At 69.8% G+C, this 22,044-nt stretch carries 23 protein-coding genes and 2 pseudogenes; 10 read left to right on the top strand and 15 right to left on the bottom strand.

Features of this window, described 5'->3' with window-relative positions:
- Window positions 1-38 precede the first annotated feature (38 nt).
- The 3 genes from HNR01_RS02295 to HNR01_RS02305 all read left to right on the top strand — a co-directional run bounded on the left by HNR01_RS02295 (window position 39) and on the right by HNR01_RS02305 (window position 2,085).
- Window positions 39-494, top strand: coding sequence for a response regulator (locus HNR01_RS02295; RefSeq protein WP_026105328.1), 456 nt, complete (start codon window positions 39-41; stop codon window positions 492-494).
- Window positions 495-542: 48 nt separating this feature from the next.
- Window positions 543-1,190, top strand: a complete 648-nt coding sequence (locus HNR01_RS02300; protein ID WP_017483106.1) for a BON domain-containing protein — start codon at window positions 543-545, stop codon at window positions 1,188-1,190.
- Window positions 1,191-1,272: 82 nt separating this feature from the next.
- Window positions 1,273-2,085, top strand: a complete 813-nt coding sequence (locus HNR01_RS02305; RefSeq protein ID WP_017483107.1) for a universal stress protein — start codon at window positions 1,273-1,275, stop codon at window positions 2,083-2,085.
- Window positions 2,086-2,421: 336 nt separating this feature from the next.
- Here HNR01_RS02305 and HNR01_RS02310 read toward each other — a convergent pair whose 3' ends face one another.
- From HNR01_RS02310 to HNR01_RS02325, 4 genes are all read right to left on the bottom strand, one after another.
- Window positions 2,422-3,282: a universal stress protein gene (locus tag HNR01_RS02310; RefSeq protein WP_017483108.1), complete on the bottom strand. Its 861-nt coding sequence runs from the start codon at window positions 3,280-3,282 to the stop codon at window positions 2,422-2,424.
- 15 nt (window positions 3,283-3,297) lie between these two features.
- A complete protein-coding gene (locus HNR01_RS02315; RefSeq protein WP_017483109.1) occupies window positions 3,298-3,630 on the bottom strand; it encodes a c-type cytochrome in 333 nt (110 codons plus the stop codon).
- Window positions 3,630-4,445 (bottom strand): universal stress protein, encoded by an 816-nt coding sequence (locus HNR01_RS02320; RefSeq protein ID WP_017483110.1) that lies wholly within the window; start codon window positions 4,443-4,445, stop codon window positions 3,630-3,632. Before HNR01_RS02320 ends, HNR01_RS02315 begins: the two co-directional genes overlap by 1 nt.
- Window positions 4,446-4,522: 77 nt before the next feature.
- Window positions 4,523-4,732, bottom strand: a complete 210-nt coding sequence (locus HNR01_RS02325; RefSeq protein WP_157228087.1) for a hypothetical protein — start codon at window positions 4,730-4,732, stop codon at window positions 4,523-4,525.
- Between the two features lie 238 nt (window positions 4,733-4,970).
- On the opposite strand from HNR01_RS02325, the gene HNR01_RS02330 reads away from it, so the two are divergent.
- Genes HNR01_RS02330 through HNR01_RS02340 form a run of 3 tightly spaced genes read left to right on the top strand, consistent with a single transcriptional unit; the run spans window position 4,971 to window position 5,919 of the window.
- Window positions 4,971-5,192 (top strand): hypothetical protein, encoded by a 222-nt coding sequence (locus tag HNR01_RS02330; protein ID WP_017483112.1) that lies wholly within the window; start codon window positions 4,971-4,973, stop codon window positions 5,190-5,192.
- The gene (locus HNR01_RS02335) at window positions 5,189-5,353 is read left to right on the top strand and encodes a hypothetical protein (RefSeq protein WP_017483113.1); all 165 of its coding nucleotides are present in this window, start codon (window positions 5,189-5,191) and stop codon (window positions 5,351-5,353) included. The genes HNR01_RS02330 and HNR01_RS02335 overlap by 4 nt, the downstream gene beginning before the upstream one ends.
- Before the next feature lie 35 nt (window positions 5,354-5,388).
- Entirely contained in the window at window positions 5,389-5,919 is a 531-nt protein-coding gene (locus HNR01_RS02340) for a cytochrome b (RefSeq protein WP_017483114.1), read from the top strand.
- A gap of 226 nt (window positions 5,920-6,145) precedes the next feature.
- Here the strand turns inward: HNR01_RS02340 and HNR01_RS02345 are convergent, their stop codons facing one another.
- The 4 genes and pseudogenes from HNR01_RS02345 to HNR01_RS02360 all read right to left on the bottom strand — a co-directional run bounded on the left by HNR01_RS02345 (window position 6,146) and on the right by HNR01_RS02360 (window position 8,946).
- Window positions 6,146-6,865 carry a Crp/Fnr family transcriptional regulator gene (locus tag HNR01_RS02345; RefSeq protein ID WP_017483115.1) on the bottom strand — a complete coding sequence of 240 codons (720 nt, stop codon included), beginning with the start codon at window positions 6,863-6,865 and terminating at the stop codon, window positions 6,146-6,148.
- A gap of 209 nt (window positions 6,866-7,074) precedes the next feature.
- A pseudogene (locus tag HNR01_RS02350) lies at window positions 7,075-8,060 on the bottom strand (zinc-dependent alcohol dehydrogenase family protein).
- Between the two features lie 9 nt (window positions 8,061-8,069).
- Complete coding sequence (locus HNR01_RS02355; RefSeq protein WP_017483116.1) at window positions 8,070-8,717, bottom strand: BON domain-containing protein; 648 nt, start codon at window positions 8,715-8,717, stop codon at window positions 8,070-8,072.
- A gap of 28 nt (window positions 8,718-8,745) precedes the next feature.
- Window positions 8,746-8,946, bottom strand: coding sequence for a hypothetical protein (locus HNR01_RS02360; protein ID WP_017483117.1), 201 nt, complete (start codon window positions 8,944-8,946; stop codon window positions 8,746-8,748).
- A gap of 131 nt (window positions 8,947-9,077) precedes the next feature.
- Between HNR01_RS02360 and HNR01_RS02365 the strand changes: the two genes are divergently transcribed.
- The 3 genes from HNR01_RS02365 to HNR01_RS02375 all read left to right on the top strand — a co-directional run bounded on the left by HNR01_RS02365 (window position 9,078) and on the right by HNR01_RS02375 (window position 13,137).
- A complete protein-coding gene (locus HNR01_RS02365; RefSeq protein ID WP_017483118.1) occupies window positions 9,078-11,630 on the top strand; it encodes a phosphoketolase family protein in 2,553 nt (850 codons plus the stop codon).
- Between the two features lie 9 nt (window positions 11,631-11,639).
- A complete protein-coding gene (locus HNR01_RS02370) occupies window positions 11,640-12,788 on the top strand; it encodes an acetate/propionate family kinase (protein ID WP_183666366.1) in 1,149 nt (382 codons plus the stop codon).
- A gap of 118 nt (window positions 12,789-12,906) precedes the next feature.
- The gene (locus HNR01_RS02375) at window positions 12,907-13,137 is read left to right on the top strand and encodes a polyhydroxyalkanoate synthesis regulator DNA-binding domain-containing protein (RefSeq protein WP_017483120.1); all 231 of its coding nucleotides are present in this window, start codon (window positions 12,907-12,909) and stop codon (window positions 13,135-13,137) included.
- Window positions 13,138-13,394: 257 nt separating this feature from the next.
- On the opposite strand, the gene HNR01_RS02385 is transcribed toward HNR01_RS02375, so the two are convergent.
- The 4 genes from HNR01_RS02385 to HNR01_RS02400 form a co-directional block, all read right to left on the bottom strand.
- Window positions 13,395-13,871, bottom strand: coding sequence for a hypothetical protein (locus tag HNR01_RS02385; protein WP_017483122.1), 477 nt, complete (start codon window positions 13,869-13,871; stop codon window positions 13,395-13,397).
- Window positions 13,872-13,882: 11 nt separating this feature from the next.
- Window positions 13,883-14,533: a BON domain-containing protein gene (locus HNR01_RS02390; protein WP_183666367.1), complete on the bottom strand. Its 651-nt coding sequence runs from the start codon at window positions 14,531-14,533 to the stop codon at window positions 13,883-13,885.
- A 51-nt stretch (window positions 14,534-14,584) separates the two neighbouring features.
- Window positions 14,585-14,929, bottom strand: a complete 345-nt coding sequence (locus HNR01_RS02395) for a DUF1476 domain-containing protein (protein ID WP_026105329.1) — start codon at window positions 14,927-14,929, stop codon at window positions 14,585-14,587.
- A gap of 383 nt (window positions 14,930-15,312) precedes the next feature.
- Window positions 15,313-16,664 (bottom strand): IS3 family transposase gene (locus HNR01_RS02400; protein WP_183666369.1). Its coding sequence is split into 2 segments (ribosomal slippage): window positions 15,313-16,328 and window positions 16,328-16,664, totalling 1,353 coding nucleotides; the frame shifts between segments, so codons are not numbered across the junction.
- A gap of 127 nt (window positions 16,665-16,791) precedes the next feature.
- Here HNR01_RS02400 and HNR01_RS02405 point away from each other — a divergent pair.
- Window positions 16,792-17,016: pseudogene (locus HNR01_RS02405) on the top strand (sigma factor-like helix-turn-helix DNA-binding protein); the annotation flags it as partial.
- 63 nt (window positions 17,017-17,079) lie between these two features.
- Here HNR01_RS02405 and HNR01_RS02410 read toward each other — a convergent pair.
- The 3 genes from HNR01_RS02410 to HNR01_RS02420 all read right to left on the bottom strand — a co-directional run bounded on the left by HNR01_RS02410 (window position 17,080) and on the right by HNR01_RS02420 (window position 21,797).
- Window positions 17,080-17,295: a hypothetical protein gene (locus tag HNR01_RS02410; RefSeq protein ID WP_017483128.1), complete on the bottom strand. Its 216-nt coding sequence runs from the start codon at window positions 17,293-17,295 to the stop codon at window positions 17,080-17,082.
- A 118-nt stretch (window positions 17,296-17,413) separates the two neighbouring features.
- On the bottom strand, window positions 17,414-20,554 hold the full coding sequence (locus HNR01_RS02415) for an efflux RND transporter permease subunit (RefSeq protein WP_017483129.1): 3,141 nt from the start codon (window positions 20,552-20,554) through the stop codon (window positions 17,414-17,416).
- Window positions 20,555-20,561: 7 nt separating this feature from the next.
- Entirely contained in the window at window positions 20,562-21,797 is a 1,236-nt protein-coding gene (locus tag HNR01_RS02420) for an efflux RND transporter periplasmic adaptor subunit (protein WP_017483130.1), read from the bottom strand.
- Between the last annotated feature and the right edge of the window lie 247 nt (window positions 21,798-22,044).

Genomic DNA, 22,044 nt, shown 5'->3' on the forward strand with positions numbered 1-22,044 from the left:
ATTCTTCATGCACCGCAACCGGGAACGGGAATCGTGCGATGCAGGCATGTGGCGGAGAGAGGCAACCCACCGTCCTGGTGGCCGAGCCTCAGGCGCTGCCGGGCATGTGGCTGGAGGACGTGCTCACTGGCGCCGGCTGCGCCGTCAGCGGCCCCTACGGCACCTGCGAGGATGCCGCTGCGAGCCTAGACCGAAGCCCCCCGGACTTCGCGGTGGTGAGCGTCGACCTCAACTGGGGTCCTGGCTTTCCGCTCGCCTGCGCACTGCGCCGGCGCGGCATCCCCTTCGCCCTGATCGCCGGCAACGCCCGGGTGCCGGGCGCCTTCGCGGACGTGCCCGTGTTCGACCGGCTGTTCGATGCCCGGGACATGGTCTCGGCCGTGGCCGCCTCCTGCGCCGTCCCGGGCTGCCCGCGGACTTGCCCGATGCTGGGTAGGATCGCGGCCGGAGAGGAGCTTGCGCTGGATCAATGTCCGACGGCCTGCCGCGCCTAGCGTCGGCTCCGGCCAGGTACGACCTGGGCCTCATCGAGGAGACGGACCATGGGCGACAAGCTGATTCGCCAGAACGTCATCGACGAGCTCGACTTCGACCCGAGCATCGACGCCGCCCACATCGGCGTCGCCGTGGAAAACGGCATCGTCACGCTCACCGGCCACGTCGGCAGCTACACCGAGCGCGTCGCCGCCGAGAAGGCCGCCCAGAAGGTGCGCGGCGTGCGCGGGGTGGTGGAGGAGATCCAGGTCCGCTTCGGCGGCGAGACACCGCCGCGCGACGAGGACATCGCCCAGCGCGCGGTGCAGATGCTCGACTGGTCGGTGACCGTGCCCAAGGGCGCCGTGCAGGTGAAGGTCCAGAACGGCTGGGTGACGCTCTCCGGCAAGGTCGACTGGCAGTACCAGCGGGAGGAGGCCTACCGCGCGATCCGGCGCCTCGCAGGGGTCGCCGGCATCATGAACACCATCGAGGTGACCCCGAAGGCGAGCGTGCCCGACGTGCGCTCGAAGATCATGGCGGCGCTCAAGCGCAACGCCGAGCTTGAGGCCGACGCCATCAAGGTGACGGTGAAGGACGCCAAGGTCGTCCTGGAGGGCAAGGTGAACGCCTGGTACGAGCGCGAGCTCGCCGAGAATGCCGCGTGGTCGGCCCCGGGCGTGCGCGCCGTCGAGGACCACCTCACGCTGGGCTGAGCCCCGCCGGATGGGTGTGGTCCCGGACCATACCCATCAAGCATTCCCAACCCCGTCTTTGCCTGCCGGCCGGAGACCTCCCATGACCTTTGCCAGCATCATGGTGGCGATGGACCTGACGACGGAGGCGCGCGACCGCGTGCGCCTGGCCGGCCACCTCGCCGACGAGTTCCGCGCCCGCCTGATCGGCGTGGCGGCCGAAACGCCGGCCTACGCCGTGCCGCCGGTGGGACCGACGCCGGCGAGCGCCTACGCGCTGACCGCCTCGAACGAGACCGTGCTGAATGACCTCAGGCAGGCGCACGCCGCCTTCGAGGAGGCGGCCGGCAATCGCAGCCGCGTCGAGTGGCGCTCCAACATCGAGCTCCCGCTGCCCTTCCTCGTCGCGCAGGCCGCCGCCGCCGACCTTGTCGTGGTCGGGCGCAAGACCGAGCCCGGGACCATGCTGTTCTCGGTCGACCCGGGGGACCTCGTCATGCGTCTCGGGCAGCCGGTCCTGGTGGTGCCGCCCGAGGTCGACCACCTCGACGCCAAGCGTGTCGCAGTGGGCTGGAAGGACACCCGTGAGGCGCGCCGGGCGGTCTGGGACGCGCTGCCCTTCCTCAAGCGGGCGTCCCAGGTCGTCGTGATCTCCGTCGACGACGGGGACGGCGCGGCCGATCCGCAGGACATCGTCGGGTTGCTGCAGGTCCACGACGTCTACGCCACGTCCGTCCGGAAGGACGCTTGCGGCTCCGCAGCCTCCGAGGCCCTCGTGGACGCCGCTTCCGAGCAGGCCGCCGACCTGCTCGTCGCGGGTGCCTACGGCCACGGTCGGCTCCGCGAATGGGCCTTCGGCGGCGTCACTCGCGACCTTCTGGCATATGCCCCTATCTGTTGCCTGATGAGCCACTGATGTCCGCCGTCGCGCGTACAGCCGCGGCACGCGCTGCCCAACTGGGCCTCGCCGCGGTCATGGCGAGCGCATCGGCTATCCATGCACAGTCGAGGCCGGGCTCACCCGATTCGAGAGGAACCTTTGTTGAGCCGGCAAACGCGCCCCATCGTCACTGCTCCGGCTCCTGCCTGAAGAGCGGAACCCTGCGGTGGTTCTGCAAGCCCCACCAGACCTGCAGCTTGGACTGCGGCACGGCGCCCCCGCATATGCACTGCCACGACCTGCAGCGGCGAGTGGAGGCACAGGCCTGGGCTAGAGCGTCCGTCGGCTCCGCCTCCTTGCACTCACGGTCGGTCAGTGGGCCATGAGCATTGGGATGTGCGCGTGCTCGATGACATGGCGGGTGACGCCGCCGAGCAGGAACTCGCGCACGCGGCTGTGGGTGTAGGCGCCGAGCGCCAGCATCGAGGCGTTCCGCAGCCCCGCCTCGGCCAGGATGGCCGCGCCGACCGAAGTCCCATCCTCGACCTCCAGGGTGGCGGCCTCCGCCACGATGCCGTGCCAGCGCAGGTAGGCGCACAGGTCGGCCGCCCGCGCCTCCTCGAAGCGATCGGTGCGCGCATGCACGACAGTGACCCTGGCGGCCTCGTGCAGCAGCGTGATGGACTGGCCGATCAGGCGCGTCGCCTCCAGGCTGCCGTTCCAGGCGACCACGACGTGGTCGAGCAGGTCGTAGGGCACGCTCTCACCGACCATGAGCGTCGGGCGCCCGACCGAGAACAGGGCAGTGTCGAGCGCGCGGCCGGTGAAGGGCTCATCCGGGTTCGGGCGGTCGACGATGACGAGGTCGTTGATCCGGCCGGCGAGGGTGAGCAGAGGCTCGACCTCGCCAGAGAGCTCGGTCCAGGTCACGAAAGTAGCGTCGAGCCGGTCGCCCTCCGGCATGAACGCCACACCCTCGCGCTCGCACCAGGTTTCCAGGGCTGCCTTGCCCTCGGCCGCGGCCTCGCGCACGCCCCGCGCGATGGCCTCGATGGTCGCGCAGTCCATCGGCACGAGGCTCGCCATGCTGGCCATGACGTGCTCGGGGCCCGGCGCCATGAAGGCGACGCCGATGTGGGCCCGCAGGCGCCGGCCCAGGCGCAGGGCGGCGTCGAGCCGGCGCGTGGCGTCGAGACCGGGCGCGGTCGGGACGAGGAGGCAGCGCAGGAACATCGGGGATCTCCTCGCTCAGCGTTCCAGGGTCTTCAGGTAGGCGATCAGGGCCTCGACCTGGTCCGGGTCGAACCGGAACTCGGGCATGCTGGGGTGTCCGGTGCGGATGCCCTCGGCGAGCGCCTCGCCGAGATCCTCGACGGGGTAGCGCATGTGCAACTCACGGAAGGGCGGCGCCGCGAGCAGTGGACTTCCTCCGACGCGCCCCACCGCGTGGCACCGGGCGCAGTTGGTCCGGGCGAGCGTCTCGCCTTGCTTCACCTGCCGGTCCCAGGCAGTGGCGGGGCCGGCCATCAGGTTCGACAGAAGCGTGAGGGCGCCGATCAGGTTGAGGGCTGCCGGACGCATCAGTGGCTCATCAGGCAGCAGACGGGCGTGGTCTGCAGGACGTCACGGGTTGCACCCCCGAAGATCCACTCGCGTAGGCGGCTGTGCCCGTAGGCTCCCATCACGACGAGGTCCGCCTCCTCGCGACCGGCGAACCGGAGGATCTCGTCCGCGGCGCTGACCTCCGGGCTCCGCAGCAGGTGCGTGGTGACAGCCACAGAATGGTCGGAGAGATAGGCGGCCACGTCCTCGGCGCCCTCCCGGTCGGCATCGGGGCCAACCACCGCGACGAGGACCTCGTCGGCCCGGGTCAGGAACGGCAGCGCGTCGTGGACTGCGCGGCGCGCCTCGCGCGTGTCCTTCCAGGCCACCACGACCCGCTTTGCCGCGAGGCGTTCGATGCCGGGCGGCGCGACCAGCACCGGCCGCCCGACCTCCATCAGGAGCGCCCCGGCCGCGACGCCCATCGGGCCCGGGTCGCCGTCTGCCGGCCCCTGCCGGCCGACCACCACGACGTCGGCGGCCCGCGCCTGCCCGACGAGGTAGGCCAGGGGCTGGGCCGGCGCCGAGCGCCAGGCCGTCCCCTCCGCGGCCCCGGCCTCGCGCTCGAACAGGGCCTTGGCTTCCGCGAGCTGCTCGGCCGCCAGGCGCTCCTCGATGGCCCAGACCCGCTCGACCTCCAGCATGTCGCCGACCGGCATGGGGGCCAGGACCGGGCGCGCGGCGACCCCAATCAGCCTGGCCTCGAACCGCTCCGCGAGGCCGGCCGCCAGCTGGACCCGGTCCGCGGCCGCGGCCCCGAGGTCGACCGAGACCATGACGTTGGAGATCTTCATGACCGCCTCCCGCTGCCGGGCTCACCGGCTTGCCGGAGAGATCCTGCGCGCGGCGGCGGCCAAAGCCTTGATCCATCTCAACGGGACGCCGGCCTCGCGCAGGCGGACAGGTCCCGTACTGGGACGACGAAGAACGGGGGCGATCCGTCGGGCTTCAACGTCACGCTGAGGCATTCCGTCCCCAGCGCCTGGGTATCGGCGGCCGCGCAGCCGACATCCCATCCGGCCAGCTCGTAGACCACGGTTCCCGCAGTGGCACCGGGCTCGATCTCGCTGTCGCGGACCATGCGGTAGGCGCGCGGCCGCCATGGATGCCCGCCGAGCATTCTCCGGATTAGCCCCGAAAATCCCCTCATGTGAGCACCACCATCGCCTTCGGCCGGGCGGGGGTGGCCGCCCCGCCGCCTCGCCATTTGTCCGGGGAACGACTTGCGCAATCCGAGTAGATTACACTAATTCTAATTCAAGATGAGAGCGCGAGGGAGACCTGCCGGCTGGCGCGCCCTGACCCCCGGGCAACGGGCGATGTTGCTGCGCCTGCATCGCGACGGCCCCCTGGTCTCGCTCGCCCCTTGGGAAATGCGCACCATCCGCTCGTTGCTCGCGCGGGGGCTCGTCAGGCCGAGGATGCGCGGCGGGAGCGACATCGAGACGGCCGGCCTGTGGTTCCTTAGCGGCAAGGGCGAGCGGGCGCTGCCCCGTGCGGCGGCGGACGCCGGCGGCGCGGAGGCTCGAACCGGTCCATGACCATGAACTGGCTGATCGACCGGCTGCTTGTCCTCGGGATCGTCCTCGTGGTGGCCGGAGCCGTCGCCGCCCTTTCCGCGGCAGGGTTCGGCCGCGTCGGGGAGACCTGCGGGCTCGCTGCCCTCGTGGCGAGCCTCGTCACCGTCTGGCTCCGCCGGTGAGCCGGTCCCATTCCCGTGACGAAGGCAAACGCTCGATGCGACCGACAGAACCCAGCTATGACCGTGGCACCGTCACCCTGCACTGGCTGACAGCCGCCCTCGTGACCGTGCTCTGGTTGATCGGGACCTTCCTGGAAGACCTCCTGCCGAAGGGAGTTTTGCGCTCGGGGGTATGGTCGGCGCATTTCGACCTCGGACTTGTCCTCGCCGTCGTGCTCGTCGCGTTCATGGCGTGGCGCCGAACGGGCGGCCGCAGGCTGCCCATCGAGGATGCCGGGCCGCTGCACCGCGTGGCCAAGGGCACCCACGCGGCGCTGTACCTGCTGCTGCTGCTCATCGTTGCCCTCGGCATCGCGAACGCCTTCGTGCGCGGCGTCCACCTGATCGGACCCGTCGACCTGCCCAAGCTCGGTGATCCGGAATGGCGGAAACCGCTGACGCGCTGGCACGGCCTCGCCGCCCACCTGCTGATGGCCCTTGCCCTCTTCCATTCCGCGGCCGCGCTGGCGCACCATTACCTGTGGCACGACGCGGTCCTGCGCCGCATACTGGCCTGGAGGCGCTGACGGACCCGGCGCCGCCCGCGCCGGGGAATCAAGTCGCTGGGCCGGCCTAGGGGCGGCTCGGGCGCGACCGTGGAGCTCTCGCCCGGGCAGGGACTAAGGGTTGGATGGGCAACCCGGCCAGCCTCGCCGAGGAACGACTTTGCCGGGTACGGGGACTACACGCGCAGGGTGAGCTACCGGCTGGTCCCCAGCCTTCGGTGAGGGCGAACGGGAACCTCGGGCGCCCTCACGCGACCTCGCGCTCTAGGTGCAGGTAGTTCGGGTTGAACAGGGCGACGCGCTGGAGCGCCTTGAGGTCCGGGATGGTCAGCGTCCTGTTCCTCAGGATGATCAGCCCTCGCGTGCGCAGCTCCTGGAGGACCCGGTTGGTGTGGGCGGTCGAGATGCCGAGGGTGTCGGCGAGCTCGGTTTGGGTGAGCGGCCACGGACACTTCGGGCCGTCAGCCAACCCGACGCATTCCAGGCGTACGAAAAGTTCGCAGAGGAGATGGGCCGTGCGTTCCAGCGAGTCCCGCTGCCCCAGGTTCAGCGTCCATTCGCGCAGGATCTCCTCCCTGACCAGCGTCTCCCACCAGAGGCCCCGAAGCAGGCGCGGATGGTTCAGCGTCATGGCGCCGAGCGTATCCGTCGAGACCTCCACCAAGCTCACGGCCGTGATGGCCGCGAGCGCGTGGTCCATGGCACGCAGGATCGGGACGTTCAGGTCGCACAAGTCGCCGGGGAGGACGAACCCGACGATCTGCCGCCGGCCGTCTTCCAGCATCTTGTAGTGGCAGGCCCAGCCCGAGAGGATCAGGCGCATGACCCTGGGCGGCTCGCCCTCTCGAACGATGTCCGTGTGCGGCGCATAGGTTCGATGCGGGAGGGCCGCGAGGTCGTCGAGGACCGCCTTGTCTGCGGCCGTCAACCGGGTGAAGTGCTCCAGCTTCCGCGCCAGCGGGTTCATCGTGCCGACCCTCCATGGCGAACGCCGCGGCATGGAGGGCCGTCCGTGACCCGCCCGCATTGACGTGGCTCAACCCGAGGGCTCGTCGCGAACGCGGGCAACACCGAAACCCATGGCCTCCTTTGGTGCGAATACTCTGAGCGAACCGGCACGGCCGGTCCAAGGCTCCTGGAGTGGACGCGAGCGAGGGCCCCGGCTGACCTCGGCCATCAGGGCACGAGCACGGCCGCGCCATGCAGAATTCCGGAGCGGTGGGCCCCAATAGCCTCGTTGGCCTGCGCGAGCCGGTAGGTGCGCGTGCGGGTGACGATGCCTGCCTGCGGCGCGGTCTCGAAGAAGGTACGGGCGTCCTCGCGGGTGAGGTTGGCCACCGAGCGCACGGACCGCTCGCCCCAGAGCAGGTCGTAGGGGAAGGCCGGGATGTCGCTCATGTGGATGCCGCCGCAGACCACCCAGCCGTCATTGCGCACGGCCCTGAGGGCCGCCGGCACCAAGCTCCCGTCGGGCGCGAAGACGAGGGCGGCGTCGAGCCGCTCGGGCGGCGCCTCGTCCGAGCCCCCGGCCCAAACCGCCCCGAGCGAGCGGGCGAACTCCTGCGCCTCCCGGTCGCCGGGGCGGGTGAGCGCGAATACGCGCCGTCCCTGCCAGCGGCCGACCTGGGCGACGATGTGGGCGGCCGCCCCGAAGCCGTAGAGCCCGATGCTCAGGGCATCCCCGGCCATCTGCAGGGTGCGCCAGCCGATCAGCCCGGCGCAGAGGAGCGGTGCCGTCGCGACGGGGTCCAGGCTCGGGTCGAGCGGAATGATGAAGGCCGCCTCGGCCACGAGGTGGCTCGCGAAGCCGCCGTCGCGCGTGCAGCCGGTGAAGCCGGGGGCGTCGCAGAGGTTCTCCCGGTCGGTCTTGCAGTAGGTGCAGTGGCCGCAAGTGTGTCCCAGCCAGGGCACGCCGACTCGGCTGCCAGGAAGCGGCGCCGTTACGCCCGCGCCGGCCGCTTCCACAATGCCGACGACCTCATGGCCCGGGACGATGGGGTAGACAGCCTGGGGCAGGTCTCCGTCGATGACGTGAAGGTCCGTGCGGCAGACGGCGCAGGCCCCGGAGCCCGGATCCGGACCTCGCCGGGTCCGGGCTCCGGGGCCGGCCGCTCCTCGGGCACCAGGGGGGCGCCGACCCCCTGCAGCACCATCGCCAGCATCGACGAACCTCAGCAGGCGAGCGTCAGTCGGTCCTCGACGGCGCGCACGCCCGGCGCGGCCCAGGCGGCGCGCTCGGCGAGCTCGCGCTCGCGCCAGACTTCGACGCAGCCGTCGAGGGTCACCCTGTCGCCGTCGACCAGGACCTGGATGGTGTCCGGGTCCCGGGCGCTCCGCCTTAGAGCCGCGAGGATGCGGGACTTGACCTCGGCGGCCTGGGCCGGCGGCTTCACGGCGATGCTGTTGACGATGTCGGTGACGCCGGCGAGACGGCGCAGGGCCTTATCGACAGCCGCCTTCTGGTGGTAGTACGGCACGCACCCTTCGAGCGTGACGCAGCCCTTCGCGACCTTCAGCGTGACCGAGCCCTCTGGGATGCGGACGTCCCATTCGAGCACCCGGGCGCAGCGCTCGGCCAGGGCCTCGTCGCCGATGCTGGGGTTGTCGGGGTAACGAACCTCGATCCGCTCGACCACGCCCCGGACGCCACGGACCCGGAGTACGACGCGCTCGGCGATGCTCTTCTCCGCGTAGTTCCGGACATGGCCGGTCAGGGTCACGATGCCGTTCTCGACGGTGACGCCGATCTGCGCCGCGTCGATCATTGGGGCGTATTCCAGCTCGTCGAGCACGTGCCGGTGCACGGTGATGTCGTCCATCGCCCGTCTCCTCGTTTGGGTGTGATGCTCAGAGGACCAGCCAAAGCAGCGCCGGCGTCGCCGCCGACGCCACGATGGCCAGGGCCAGGGCCTGCAGGCTCCCGATGCTCCGGTAGCGGTAGCCGTCCGCGACCACCCGTTGGCCCGCGTCGTTTCGCGGCGCCAGCCTGACCGGCACCCGCACGCGGCGCACCGTCTGGATGTAGGTGGTTCGAAGCACCAGGGTCATCGTTCGCTCCTGCCGTTCTGACGGGAGCCATCCTGGCGGCGCGCCCCGAGGGCGCCTTGATCCACCTCAACGCCGCCTGCCCCGTCCGCCGGCACGGTCGACGCCGAGACCAGCTCCGCCGGGAGGCCGACATGGACGCGACGCTTGGAACGAGGGAGCGCCACGAAGGCGGTCGTCGGGGCGACGGACGCGCACCGGCGTTCGTGCCCGGGCCGCTCGGACCGGACAGCCTCAAGCGCATCGACGCCTACTGGCGCGCCGCGAATTACCTGTCGGTCGGGCAGATCTACCTCATGGGGAACCCGCTGCTGCGCGAGCCGCTCAAGCCCGAGCACGTCAAGCCGAGGCTCCTCGGGCACTGGGGCACGACGCCCGGCCTCAACTTCATCTATGCCCACCTGAACCGGGTCATCAGCCAGCGCGACCTCGACATGATCGCGGTCTGGGGGCCCGGGCACGGCGCGCCAGGGCTCGTGGCCAACGAGTACCTGGAGGGCACCTACGGCGAGATCTATCCGGACGTGGCGCGCGACGCGGAGGGGATGGGCCGACTGTTCCGGCAGTTCTCGTTCCCAGGCGGCATCCCGAGCCACGCCTCGCCCGAACTGCCCGGCTCGATCCACGAGGGCGGGGAACTCGGCTATTCCCTGGCGCACGCCTTCGGTGCGGCCCTCGACAACCCAGGCCTGACGGTCGCCTGCGTCGTGGGCGACGGCGAGGCCGAGACGGGCCCGCTCGCGGCGGCCTGGCACTCGAACAAGTTCCTCGACGCCCGCCATGACGGGACGGTCCTGCCGATCCTGCACCTCAACGGCTACAAGATCGCCAACCCGACCGTCCTCGCCCGCATGCCGCCGGAGGAGCTGCGGAGCCTTCTCGTCGGCTACGGCTACGAGCCGACCTTCGTCGAGGGGGACGAGCCGGCCCCGATGCACCAAGCCATGGCCACGGCCCTCGACGCGGCCTTCGACGCCGTCGCAGAGATCCGGAGGCGCGCCGGCCGAAGCGAGGCCGGGCGACCGCGCTGGCCCATGATCGTGCTGCGCAGCCCCAAGGGATGGACGGGACCGAAGACCGTCGACGGCAATCCGGTCGAGGGGACGTGGCGCTCGCATCAGGTGCCCGTGGCGGCCACGCGGGAAAACCCGGCGCATCTCGCCATCCTGGAAGCCTGGATGCGCTCCTACCGCCCCGAAGAACTGTTCGCGGAGGACGGCTCGCTCGTGCATGACCTCGCCGCGCTGCCGCCGAAGGGACAGCGTCGCCTCTCGGCCAACCCGCACGCCAACGCGCACCAGAGCGCTCCCTTGCGCCTGCCGGACCTCCGGCGCTTCGCCGTCGCCGTGCCAGAGCCCGGCCGCACCAAGTTCGAGGCCACCCGCGCGCTCGGGGCGTACCTGCGGGACACGCTCACCCTCAACGCGGAGGCACGCAACTTCCGCATCATGGGCCCCGACGAGACTGCCTCGAACCGGCTCGACGCGGTGTTCGAGGTGACGGGCCGCGCGTGGCAGGAGGCGGTACTGCCGGGCGACGACCACCTCGCCCGGGATGGGCGCGTCATGGAGATCCTGAGCGAGCACCTCTGCGAGGGCTGGCTCGAAGGATACGTCCTAACCGGCCGGCACGGCCTGTTCGCCACCTACGAGGCCTTCGTGCACGTGGTCGACTCGATGGTGAACCAGCACGCCAAGTGGCTGAAGTCCTCGCGCGACCTGCCCTGGCGTCGGCCGGTGCCGTCCCTTAACATCCTGCTCTCGTCCCACGTCTGGCGGCAGGACCACAACGGCTTCAGCCACCAGGATCCCGGCTTCATCGACTTCGTCGCGAACAAGCGCGGCGACACGGCCCGGATCTACCTGCCCCCGGACGCGAACACCCTGCTCTGCGCCATGGACCACTGCCTGCGGACCTACGACCGCATCAACGTCGTCGTGGCCGGCAAGCAGCCGGCGCTGCAGTGGCTGAACCTGGACGAGGCTGCGAGGCACTGCGCGGCCGGTGCCGGGATCTGGGACTGGGCCTCGAACGAGGGCGAGGACGAGCCCGACGTAGTGATGGCCTGTGCCGGCGACGTGCCGACCCAAGAGACGCTCGCGGCGGTCCACTGGCTAAGCCACCACGTCCCGGAGCTGCGTGTCCGGGTGGTGAACGTCGTCGACCTGATGACCCTCCCGGCGCGCGAGACACACCCGCACGGGCTCGACGACCCGACCTTCGACAGCCTGTTCACCCGCGACCGGCCGGTGGTGTTCGCCTACCACGGCTATCCCTGGCTCATCCATCGGCTGACCTACAAGCGCACGAACCACGGCAACTTCCACGTGCATGGCTTCATCGAGGAGGGCACGACCACCACGCCCTTCGACATTTGCGTGCTGAACCGGCTCGACCGCTTCCACCTCGCGCAGGCCGCCCTGCGCGCCGTCGCGGGGTTGCGAACGCGGGCCGAGCATGCCGAGCAGGCACTCCGGGACGCGTTGGCCCGCCACCGCGAGTACGTCTGCCAGACGGGTGACGACCTGCCGGAGGTGCGGGATTGGGCTTGGCCGGAGCGGTATGCCCACGAGCATCCCGACCGCCGCCGCATCGAGGGCGACATCATGCAGTGCGGCCCGGCCGAAGCCGGCACGGGGGAGCTCCGGCCGGGCGAGACCGTGGACGACTGGACCATCATCGCCTGAGGCCGGGCGATGATCCTCGTCCTCAACGCCGGCTCCTCCAGCCTGCGCTGTGCCCTGTTCCGGTCAGGGGCAGACGCACCGGCCTGGCGGGCGCACGTGGCCGGGATCGGGCATGAGCCGAACCTCACCGTCGACGGCGCCTCTCAGGAGGGCGAGCGTCCCCCGGAAGACGACCATGCGACCGTCGCCCGCTGGCTGTTCGCGCGGCTGCCCGCGGCCCCGACCGCGGCGGCGCATCGCGTCGTCCATGGCGGCCTGCGCCACGCGGCGCGGGTGCGCCTCGACGCGGAGGTGATGGCGGCGCTGGAGCAGCTCGTGCCGCTGGCGCCGGCGCACCAGCCGCAGGCGCTGGCCTGCATCCGGGCGGTCGCGGAGACGTGGCCGCACCTGCCACAGGTCGCCTGCTTCGACACGGCCTTCCATCGGACGCAGGACAGGCTCGCGCAGCTCTACCCGCTGCCGCGCGCCCTCATCGACGTGGGACTCGTGCGGTTCGGCTTCCACGGCCTGTCCTACGCCCACGTCGCCCGGACGTTTCCGCATGGCCGGGTCCTGGCGGCCCATCTTGGACACGGGGCCAGCCTGTGCGCGATCCGGGACGGGCGCAGCGTCGCCACCACGATGGGCTTCACGACGCTCGACGGACTGATGATGGGCACCCGCAGCGGCGCGGTCGACCCGGGCTTGGTGCTGCACCTGATCCGGGAGCATGGCCTCACCCCCGACGCGGTGGCCGAACTCTTGAATGAGCGCTCGGGCCTCCTTGGCGTCTCCGGCATCAGCGACGACGTGCGGGTGCTTAAGGCTAGCGGGGCTCCGGAGGCGCGCGAGGCCCTCGACCTGTTCGCCTACAGGATCGTGCGCGAGGCGGGCTCCCTCATCGCGGCGCTCGGCGGGCTCGATGCCCTCGTCTTCACTGGCGGCATCGGCGAGCACTCGGCGCAGGTTCGGGCCGCCGTCTGCCGCGGTCTAGCCTTCGCCAACGTGACGCTTGACGAGGCTGCCAACGACCGCTGCGAGGAACACATCGGAGTCCAGAGGGCGGCGGTCGAGGTCCGGATCGTGCCCGCGGACGAGGAGCGCGAGATCGCCCTATCGATGGCCGGCTTTCTGGCTAAGAACCACAACGGCCGGGACCCCTTGTCGTTCGGGCGATGATGATCCCGGCCAAGCCGCCGCGTAAGGGGCAAAGACGTTGCGCAACTTGCAAGCACAATTTAATTATTCCAACTAAAGAAAGCTGTCAGAAGGGGGCTTCGTCCGTGCCCTTGTGAGAATGACCCGCAGGAAGCCCTCATCCATTCGCCACCTGAGACGGTACAGCGGTTGCAGGCTCTACGACCCCGAGAGCCAGGCTTACCTGTCGGCGCGTGACGTCGAGCGGCTCATCCGTCAGGGCGTCAGGATCAGCGTGCGCGAGGCCGAGACGGGGCAGGACGTGACCCACGAGATCCTCCCGCCGAACCTGCAGCAGGGGGCATGCCGGGCAGGAAGACCCCGCACATGACGGCCCCGGTCCGCTGGTCGAGGACTTCGAGGGACGGCTGCCGTGGCCAAACGCCGGAGGCAACGTTCAGGGCGTGTCCGTCTTGCTCGACCAGTCCGCCGGCGGCTGCAGGCACCGCAACGACATGCGGCCAATCTTGTGGGTATCTGCGACCGGCAAGTCGAGCCAGAAGGCGCGCCACAAGGCGAGCCATGCCGGCTCCGGCAAGGGCAGTTCCGGGCGGGGAGATCCCGCCGGCAGGGTTCGGGACATCGGGATCATGGATGGCCTCCCACGCCTGCCGCGTCGACGCGGACGACCTTGAACGTGCGGTACTCCTCCTCCCCCGCCTCGCGGATCGAGACGTACTCGCCCTCGACGAAGGCGTGCGTGCCAAGCCGGTAGGCTGCCTCGTCGTCCTCGTTCGTCCAGTCCTCGTAGTCGATCAGCCAAGTGGCGCCGCCCTCGCCGCCGGCGCGGTGCACGAGCCGGCCGTGCCGGTCCGGCTCGCCCGTCCAGAAGCGGCGGGCACGGCAGTGGTCGCGGGCCTCGTGCCAAAGCGCCGTGTCCAAGCGGCCGTCGGGACCGAGCGGGGCCACGATGTCGTAGCCGCGGCCCGCGCTGCCCTCCGGATGCTCCGGGCAGCGTGCCAGCGTCAGGGTCACCCGGCGCAGCCTGGCCGTGACGTCCGGATTGCCGGCACGCTGCGCGAACCGGGGAGCGATGGCATCAATGCCGTGCGTTCCATGAGACATGGCGGATTTCCTCAGCTCAGGGCGACGATGCGGTCCTCGACGGCTCGCACGCCCGGCACCGACCAGGCCGCGCGCTCAGCCGCCTCGCGGTCGGCCCAGGCCGTCACGGCACCTTCCAGCGTGACCTTGTCGCCCTCGACCCGAACCTTGATTCCATCGGCCTCGAACATCGCGCCGCGCTTGAACGCTTCCAGGATCTTGTCCTTGACCAAGGCGGGCCTGACCTCGGGCTTGACCTGGATGAGGTTCGATACGCCGACGACGCCGGAGAGCTTGCGCACGGCAGCCTCGGCCCCCATTGCCTGGTACTGCCAGGGCACCGCGCCGGTGAGCGTGATCCAGCCCTTGGCGACCTTCACCTGGATGGCCTGCTTCGGCAGGTGCACCGACCAGTCGATGATGGCGAGCGCCCGGGCGGCGATCTGGTCGTCCTCGATCTTCTTGGCCTCAGCGTACCGGACTTGGATCTCCTGGGCGATGGCGCGCACGCCCTTGACGCGGCGCACGGCGTTCTCGGCCTCGACCTTCTCGGCGTAGCTGCCGACGTGGCCCGTCAGGGTGACGACCCCGTCCGAGACGGCGACGCCGATCTCGGCCGCGTCGAGGCTGGGGTCGAAGTCGAGCTCGTCAAGCACGTCGCGGCGCAGGTCCTTGTCGGTCATGGCATCTCTCCCGGTGGCTGGCATGGTCGCAGCGGTGGGAGTGTGGGCGCCCTAGGCGGGTCGGCCTTGATCCAGCGCAAGCCCGACGCGCTGCTCGGCCCGGGCGATGGCGGCGCAGCGCTCCATTTCCGTGCGCAGGGCTGGGAGCGTCTCCTCGACGCCCGCCGCCTTGAGGTCAGCCTGGAACTCGGCGACCAGTGGCTCGTCGGCGGTCAGGACGCCCCGGTCGGTGAAGTCCTCGACGAAGCGCGCGGCCGCGTCTTTCCCCAGCCGCATCCGCTCGCAGGCCCAGGTCGCCAGGAGCAGGTTGCGCCGGGTGCGCACCTGGAAGCGCACCTCCTCGTCGTGCGCGAAGCGGCGCTCGAAGGCCTGCTCGCGTTCGTCGAACGTGGTCATCGTGACCTCCATCTCGGCCGCCGGGCCCATGACCGCTAGGGCCGTCGTCGGATTGGACATCCTCAGACAACCGCGACACCGGGCCTTGAGACAGATCAATGGAGGCTCGGTGCCGGCCAAGTGCGGGGCTCCCCGACTTTTGACCCAGATCAAGGCCGACGCCGCAGGCTCGTTTTTCAGTGGCCGAGGATCGCACCGGACCCGGCACTGTTCCCGGAGCCAGCCATGTCCGAATGCCCACGGGCCACCGCCAGGTCGCTCCCACCGAAGGACCGGCGCATTCCGGAGGAGCCGCCATCCGGCGAGGATTGTCCGTCGTCAGATGATTTGAGACAGGCTGCGGGCCTCAGGAACGGAGGCACTGGTCCACCTGGGTTGAGAAGTTAGGCAGCCTGCGCGTGGTGGCGCAAGCGGCGGTCGGTGAGAGTCTGGCGCTTGATCCGCTCCCGCTCGCGCAGGATGGCCTCGCCCCGGCCGAAGTAGACGTCGGCCGGCGTGAGATTGTTCAGGCTCTCATGAGCTCGGACGTGGTTGTAGTGCTCCACGAACGCCCCGACCCGCGCCTCCAACTCGCCGGGCAGATAGGCGTGTTCGAGCAGGATGCGGTTCTTCAGCGTCTGGTGCCAGCGCTCGATCTTGCCCTGAGTTTGGGGATGGCGGGGAGCACCGCGGATGTGGGTCATGCCGCGGCTGCCGAGCCAGTCGGCCAGGTCACCCGCGACGTAGCTCGATCCGTTGTCGGTCAGCAGCCGCGGCCGGTGCACCACCTGCACCTGATCGAGCCCGGCGGCGCTGAGCGCCAGGTCGAGCGTGGCAGTGACGTCGCTGGCCTGCATCGTGGCGCACAGCTTCCAGGCCACGATGAAGCGGGAGAAGTCGTCGAGCACCGTCGACAGATAGTACCAGCCCCAGCCGACCACCTTCAGGTAGGTGAAGTCGGTCTGCCAGAGCTGGTTGGAGGCCGTGGTCTTGTCACGGAACTCGTCGGCTGCCTTGACAACGATGTAGGCTGGGCTGGTGATCAGGTCGTGCGCCTTGAGCAGGCGGTAGACCGTGGCTTCCGAGACGAAGGAGCGCTGCTCGTCGGTGAAGCGCACGGCCAGCTCGCGTGGGCTGAGCTCCGGCTGCTCGAGCGCGAGGACGACGATCTGCTCGCGGATCGCCGTGGGCAGGCGGTTCCAGACCCGGCTGGGCCGAGAGGGTCGGTCGGCCAGGGCCTCGGGTCCCCCTTGCTGGTAGGCGTCGTACCAGCGGTAGAATGTGGCGCGCGGGATGCCGAGTTTCTCCAGGGTGGCGCGCACCGGCAGAGAGGACTGCTCGACCAGCCGGATGATCTCCAGCTTCTCAGAAGCCGAGTACCTCATGCCTCGTCTTCCCCAGCTCCGCTCATACTTTTTTTGAGCAGGCGGTTTTCCAGGGTGAGATCGGCCACGACCTCCTTGAGGGCACGAGCCTCACGGCGCAGGTCCTTGACCTCGTCCGAGGTGGCGGCGCGGGCCGTGTCGCCGGCCAGCCGCTTCTTGCCCGCTTCCAGGAACTCCTTGGACCAGCCGTAGTACATCGAGGTGGCAATGCCTTCGCGTCGGCACAGCTCTGCGATGCTGTCCTCGCCGCGCAGGCCCTCCAGCACGATGCGGATCTTCTCCTCGGCCGAGAACTGGCGGCGGGTGGCGCGGCGGATGTCCTTGATCACCGCCTCTGCCGGCTTCCGTGCCGGCCCGGATGTCTGCTTCATCTTCGCTCCTTGGGGGCTACGATGAACCAGTCATCCTCCGTTCGTGAAGGGCCTCACTCTGTCTCACGGCCGCTGACGGCGGACAGGCACACATGCCGCGACGCTCGTCGCCCCGCCCGAGCAGGAAGGGGTGGTGAGCTTGAGGGGCCTCCAGGATCGGCTCGCCGGCATTCCCGAGGCCCAGCGGATCGCCCTGATGATGGTGGGAGCGGAGGGCTATACCTACGAGGAGGCCGCAGAGGTGCTCAAGTGCAAGGTCGGCACGGTGAAGAGCCGGGTCAGCCGGGCCCGCGCCTACCTCTCTGAGGTCCTCGGACTCGGCGATGCGGCGTCCACCGATGCACTTGCTTGATCCGAGATCCGCCACGCCACCCTCAGGTCAAGTCGGGTAGCCGTCGAATTTGTGACTCCCGGCTTACGGCTTGACGACCATCGGAAACCGGGCGGCCAGGGTTCCGCAGAGGGCGTCGTGGTTGCGTATGGACTTCCAGCGCTCGAACTCGGCCGCGCCCGTATGCATCGCCTCGGCGCCGCGGCGGCTACCAAGCGCATCGAAGCAGGTGCGTGCCCGATCCACGATGGCGGGATTGTAGGACGCGAAACCGCAGGCTGCCGACGCCTTGCGGAGCATCCCGTGCATCCTAAGGAATCCGGCGCAATCGAAATCCGCGGAGGGCGCGGGTCGGGCGCCAGCAGCCAGAATTAGGACCCCCACCAGGACGGTAGGCCCGTTGCCGGTCCGAAGGCCTCTAGCCATCAACGCCCGCGCGCTGGCCGCCTTTCGCTCCCAGGCCGGATGGCTCGTCGTCGTCGCGACGGCGCCAGGGGAGCCGGAGATGCGCCAGGTACGAATAGACGGCAGGAAGCACGACGAGGGTTAGCAGGGTTGCGGTGACGAGGCCGCCGATTACCACCGTGGCCAGGGGACGCTGCACCTCGGCGCCGGCACTCGTCGAGAGCGCCATCGGTAGGAACCCCAGCGCCGCCACCAGCGCCGTCATCAGGACCGGCCGCAGGCGCATCTCGGCGGCTCGGGTCGCTGCCTCTCGGGCATCGAGGCCGACCCGTTCGAGGTCGCGGATGTAGCTCGTCAGCACCACGCCGTTCAGGATGGCGATGCCGAAGGTGGCGATGAAGCCGATGGCCGCCGAGATCGAGAACGGCAGGTCGCGCAGGTACAGGGCGACGATGCCGCCGGTCGCGGCGACGGGTACGTTCAGGAAGATCAGCCCTGCGAGGCGGACGTCGCCGAACATCACCACGAGAAGCACCAGGATCGCCGCCATCGCCGCTGGGACCACGACGGAAAGCCGAACGGTCGCCTCCTGCAGGTTCTGGAACTGCCCGCTCCATTGCAGCGAGTAGCGCGGCGGCAGGGTGACCTGGGCTTTAACCGCGGCTTGCGCGTCAGTTACGAAGCTCTGCACGTCCCGCCCGCGCACGTTGGCCTGGACAGAGATCCGCCGCTGGAGCTTCTCGCGGCTGATCTGGGCGGGACCGGTCGCCACGTCCACGGAGGCCACAAGCGAGAGCGGCACCAGTGCCTTGCCGTTGCGACCGACCGGCAGGTCGCGGATGCGTTCGATGTCGCTGCGGTCCCCGGACTTCAGCCGGACCACGATATCGGTGATGGAGTTGTCGTCACCGTAGATCATGCCGGCGGTGCGGCCGCCGATGCTCTCCACCACGTCGAGGACGTCGCTGACGTTGACGCCGTAGCGGGCGGCCGCCGCCCGGTCGACCTGGATGGAGAGCGCGGGCATGCCGGCCTGCGCCTCGGCCTTCACGTCGGCCGCCCCCGAGACGCCGGAGACCGCGCGGACGATGGCGTCCGCCTTGTCCTTCAGCGCCTTGAGGTCGTCGCCGTAGAGGCTGATCGCGACGTCGCCGCGCACGCCCTCTAGCAGGTCGTCCATCCGCATCTGGATCGGCTGCGAGAAGGCGTAGGAGACCCCCGGCACCTCCGCGCGCAGACGTTTGTCGAGGGCGGCGACGAGCCCCTCCTGGGTGGTCGCCGTCGTCCAAGTCGAGGGGTCGGTCAGCGTGATGAAGCTATCGGTGGATTCCACCCCCATGGGGTCCGTGGGGATCTCGGCGCTGCCCGTGAGCGAGACGACCCGCTTCACTTCTGGGAAGCTTTTTAAGGTCTGCTCTATGCGATGCATGACCTTGAGGGAAGCATCGAGGTTGATGCCCGGCAGCTTCTCCGAGGTGATGACGATGGAGCCTTCCGAGAGCTTGGGCAGGAACTCGCCGCCCAGGCGCGTCGCCAGGAAGCAGCTCCCGCCGAACAGGGCGAGCGTCACCAGGGCAGTGAGACCGGTGCGGCGCTCGGCAAGGCGCAGGACCGGCGTGTAGGCACTGCGCGCCCAATGGACGAGACGGGTCTCGCGCTCGCCGATGCCGGGGCCGGCCAGCACGATGGCGGCCAGGGCCGGCATCAGCGTCATCGTCAGGACGAGCGAGCCGGTGAGCGCCAGGATGACGGTCAGCGCCATCGGCCGGAACATCTTGCCCGCGACCCCTTCGAGCGCGAGGATCGGCAGGTAGACCATGATGATGATGGCGACGGCGAACAGGATCGGACGCGCCACCTCTACGGTCGCCTTGCGGATGACCTCCTCGGCCGGGCGTTCGGGATGCTCGCCGCGGGCACGTAGAACGTTCTCGATCATCACCACGGCGCCGTCGACGATGAGGCCGAAATCGATGGCGCCCAGACTCATCAGGTTGCCGGAGAGCCCGAACAGCCGCATGCCCGCGAAGGCCATGAGCATCGACAGGGGAATGGCGGCCGCCACCACGAGGCCGGCCCGGAGGTTGCCGAGCAGCAGGAGCAGGACGACGATGACGAGCACCGCCCCCTCCATGAGGTTGTGCTCGACGGTGCGGATGGTCCGCGCCACCAGGGTGCTACGGTCGTAGTAGGGCACGATCTCGACGCCCGGCGGTAGCTGCGGGCGAAGGGCCTCGATGGTCTGCTTGACGCGCTCGACCACCGCGCTGGCGTTCTCGCCCTGCTGCATCATGGCGATGCCGACGACGGTCTCGCCCGCCGCATCGTGGGTGACGGCGCCGAGGCGGACCTTGGGCGCCTCGACCACCTCGCCCAAGGTTGCGACCGTCACCGGCACGCCGCCCGGACCCGTCGTCACGACGACATTGGCGAGGTCCTTGGTGTCCTTGGCGAGGCCGAGGCCGCGGATGACCTCCTGTTGGTCGTTGTGCTCGATGTAGGCGCCGCCCCGCGCGGCATTGTTCTCGGACAGCGCCGTGTAGACCTGGCCCATCGTTACGCCGTAGCGGTGCAGGCTCTCGGCGGCGATGCGGACTTCGTAGGTCGGCATCTGGCCGCCATAGACGTTCACGTCGGCGATGCCGGGGGTGAGCTTGAGCTTGGGCGCGATGGTCCATTGCAGGATGCGCTTCAGCGCCATCGGCTCGTAGCCCGGTCCCCGGACCTCGAACTGGTAGATCTCGCCCAGCCCCGTCGCCATCGGCCCCATCTCGGGATCGCCGACGCCGGCCGGCATCATGGTCTTCGCCAGCGGCAAGCGCTGGAACACCTGGGACCGAGCCTCGGTGATCGACATGGAATCGTCGAAGGTGACGTAGACGGCCGAGACGCCGTAGCGCGAGGTCGAGCGGAGACCGGTCAGCCCCGGTGCGCCGGCCATGGCGTTCTCGACCGGAAAGCTGACCAGCCGCTCGACTTCCAGGGGGCCGAGGCCAGGCGAAAGGGTCAGGACCATTATCTGCTTCGGGGAGATGTCCGGGACCGCGTCAATGGACAGGCCTTCAAGGTTGACGATGCCACCGACGGCCCCGGCCAGGGCCAGGACCAGGACCAGCCAGCGGCGGCGGATGAGGAGGGCGAACCAGGCGTTCATCGCGACCTCAATCCGTCGAGCCGAGCAAGGCGCGCAGCATGATCGCCTTGAGGCCGAAGCTGCCCTGCGTCGCCACTGTCTCATCCGCTTGGACACCGGATTTGACCTCGACCCAGTCGGCGCGCTGCACCCCAAGGGTGAGGTCCCGCTTCTCAAAACGGTCGTTGCCGGTGCGCACGAAGGCGATGGGGCCAGCTTCCGTCTGCTGGATCGCGGCGGACGGCACCGTGAGGCCCTCGCGCCCGAGATCGGCGGCGATCTCCACGGAGACGAACATGTTGGCGCGCAGGCTCCCGTCGGGATTGGCGACCTCGATCCGGGCCGGGGCGGTGTTGGTCATCGGGTCGATGGCGGCATTGACCGACCGCACACGGCCCTCGAAGCGCGGATGCGCCGTGACAGGGGCCTCGATGGTCGCTCGGTCGCCCGCCTTAACGGTCGAGATGTCGGTTCCGTAGAGGTTCGCCAGCACCTGGATCTGCGACGGGTCGGCCACCGTGAAGGCATCGCGGTTCGTATCGACCACCTCACCCAGGGTAATCCCAGCGGCCGTCACGACCCCGTCGATGGGCGAGACGATGGCGCTGGTACCGGGGGCCTGTCCAGGCGCGGGCGCGAGACGCTCGTACTGAGCGCGGTAGAGGTCGACCTGGGCTTGCGCCGAGAGGGTGGCTGCATGCGCTTTCGCGAGATCGACTTGGCGCCGGTCGACCTCGGCCTGGGCGACCCCGCCCATCTTCACGAGGTCGCTGCCGCGTTTCAGGTTGGTCTCGGCGACCTTTTCCGTCGCCTGGGCCTCTCCGAGGCTGGCCTGCGCCGCGGCGAGGCCGTTGCGAGCGTCGAGGACGCCGGAGGCATCGAGGGTGGCCAGCGTCTGGCCGGCCTTCACCCGGTCGCCGGGTTGCACGGCCAGGCTCAGGACCCGGCCCGCGGTGCGAGGCTTGAGGCGGGTGACCCGGCGCTCGTCGAAGGCGACCATGCCGGGGGTCCGAACGGGCAGGATGATCCGGCGGGTCTCGGATTGCTCGAAGGCCAGTCCGAGGCGGCGTTGCCCATCGGCATCGAGGCGGACGACGTTGTCCTCGGTCGGCTGTTCGGAAGCGGCCCCATTCGGGTGCGGCGCAGTGTCGGGGGCAGCCGCAAGCCCGATGAGGCCCAGCACGGGTTCGAAGTAGGGCTTGGCGGCCTCGCGATACCACCAGCCGGCCAGTGCGACCGCGATCAGGCAAGCGAACACGGCCAACAAGGACCAACGCCTCATCCCCCTGGGGGGCTGACCGGATAGGGCGGACGCAGCGGAAGAACCTGCCACCCTCGATGTCTCGGAGACCGAGCGCTCACGCGCCTGGCGATGACCGGCGATCCCTCCCTCGCCGTTCCCGAGCACGTCCGTCTCCGCCTCCAGCAGCACGCTATCGTCCGTCGATTAGATTAGATTCATTCTAGGAGATAGGACGAGCCGACACCCGCACCATTAAATTCGCGTTCAC

The organism is Methylorubrum rhodesianum (genome assembly GCF_014199985.1).
In the GTDB taxonomy this organism is placed as follows: Bacteria; Pseudomonadota; Alphaproteobacteria; order Rhizobiales; family Beijerinckiaceae; genus Methylobacterium; species Methylobacterium rhodesianum.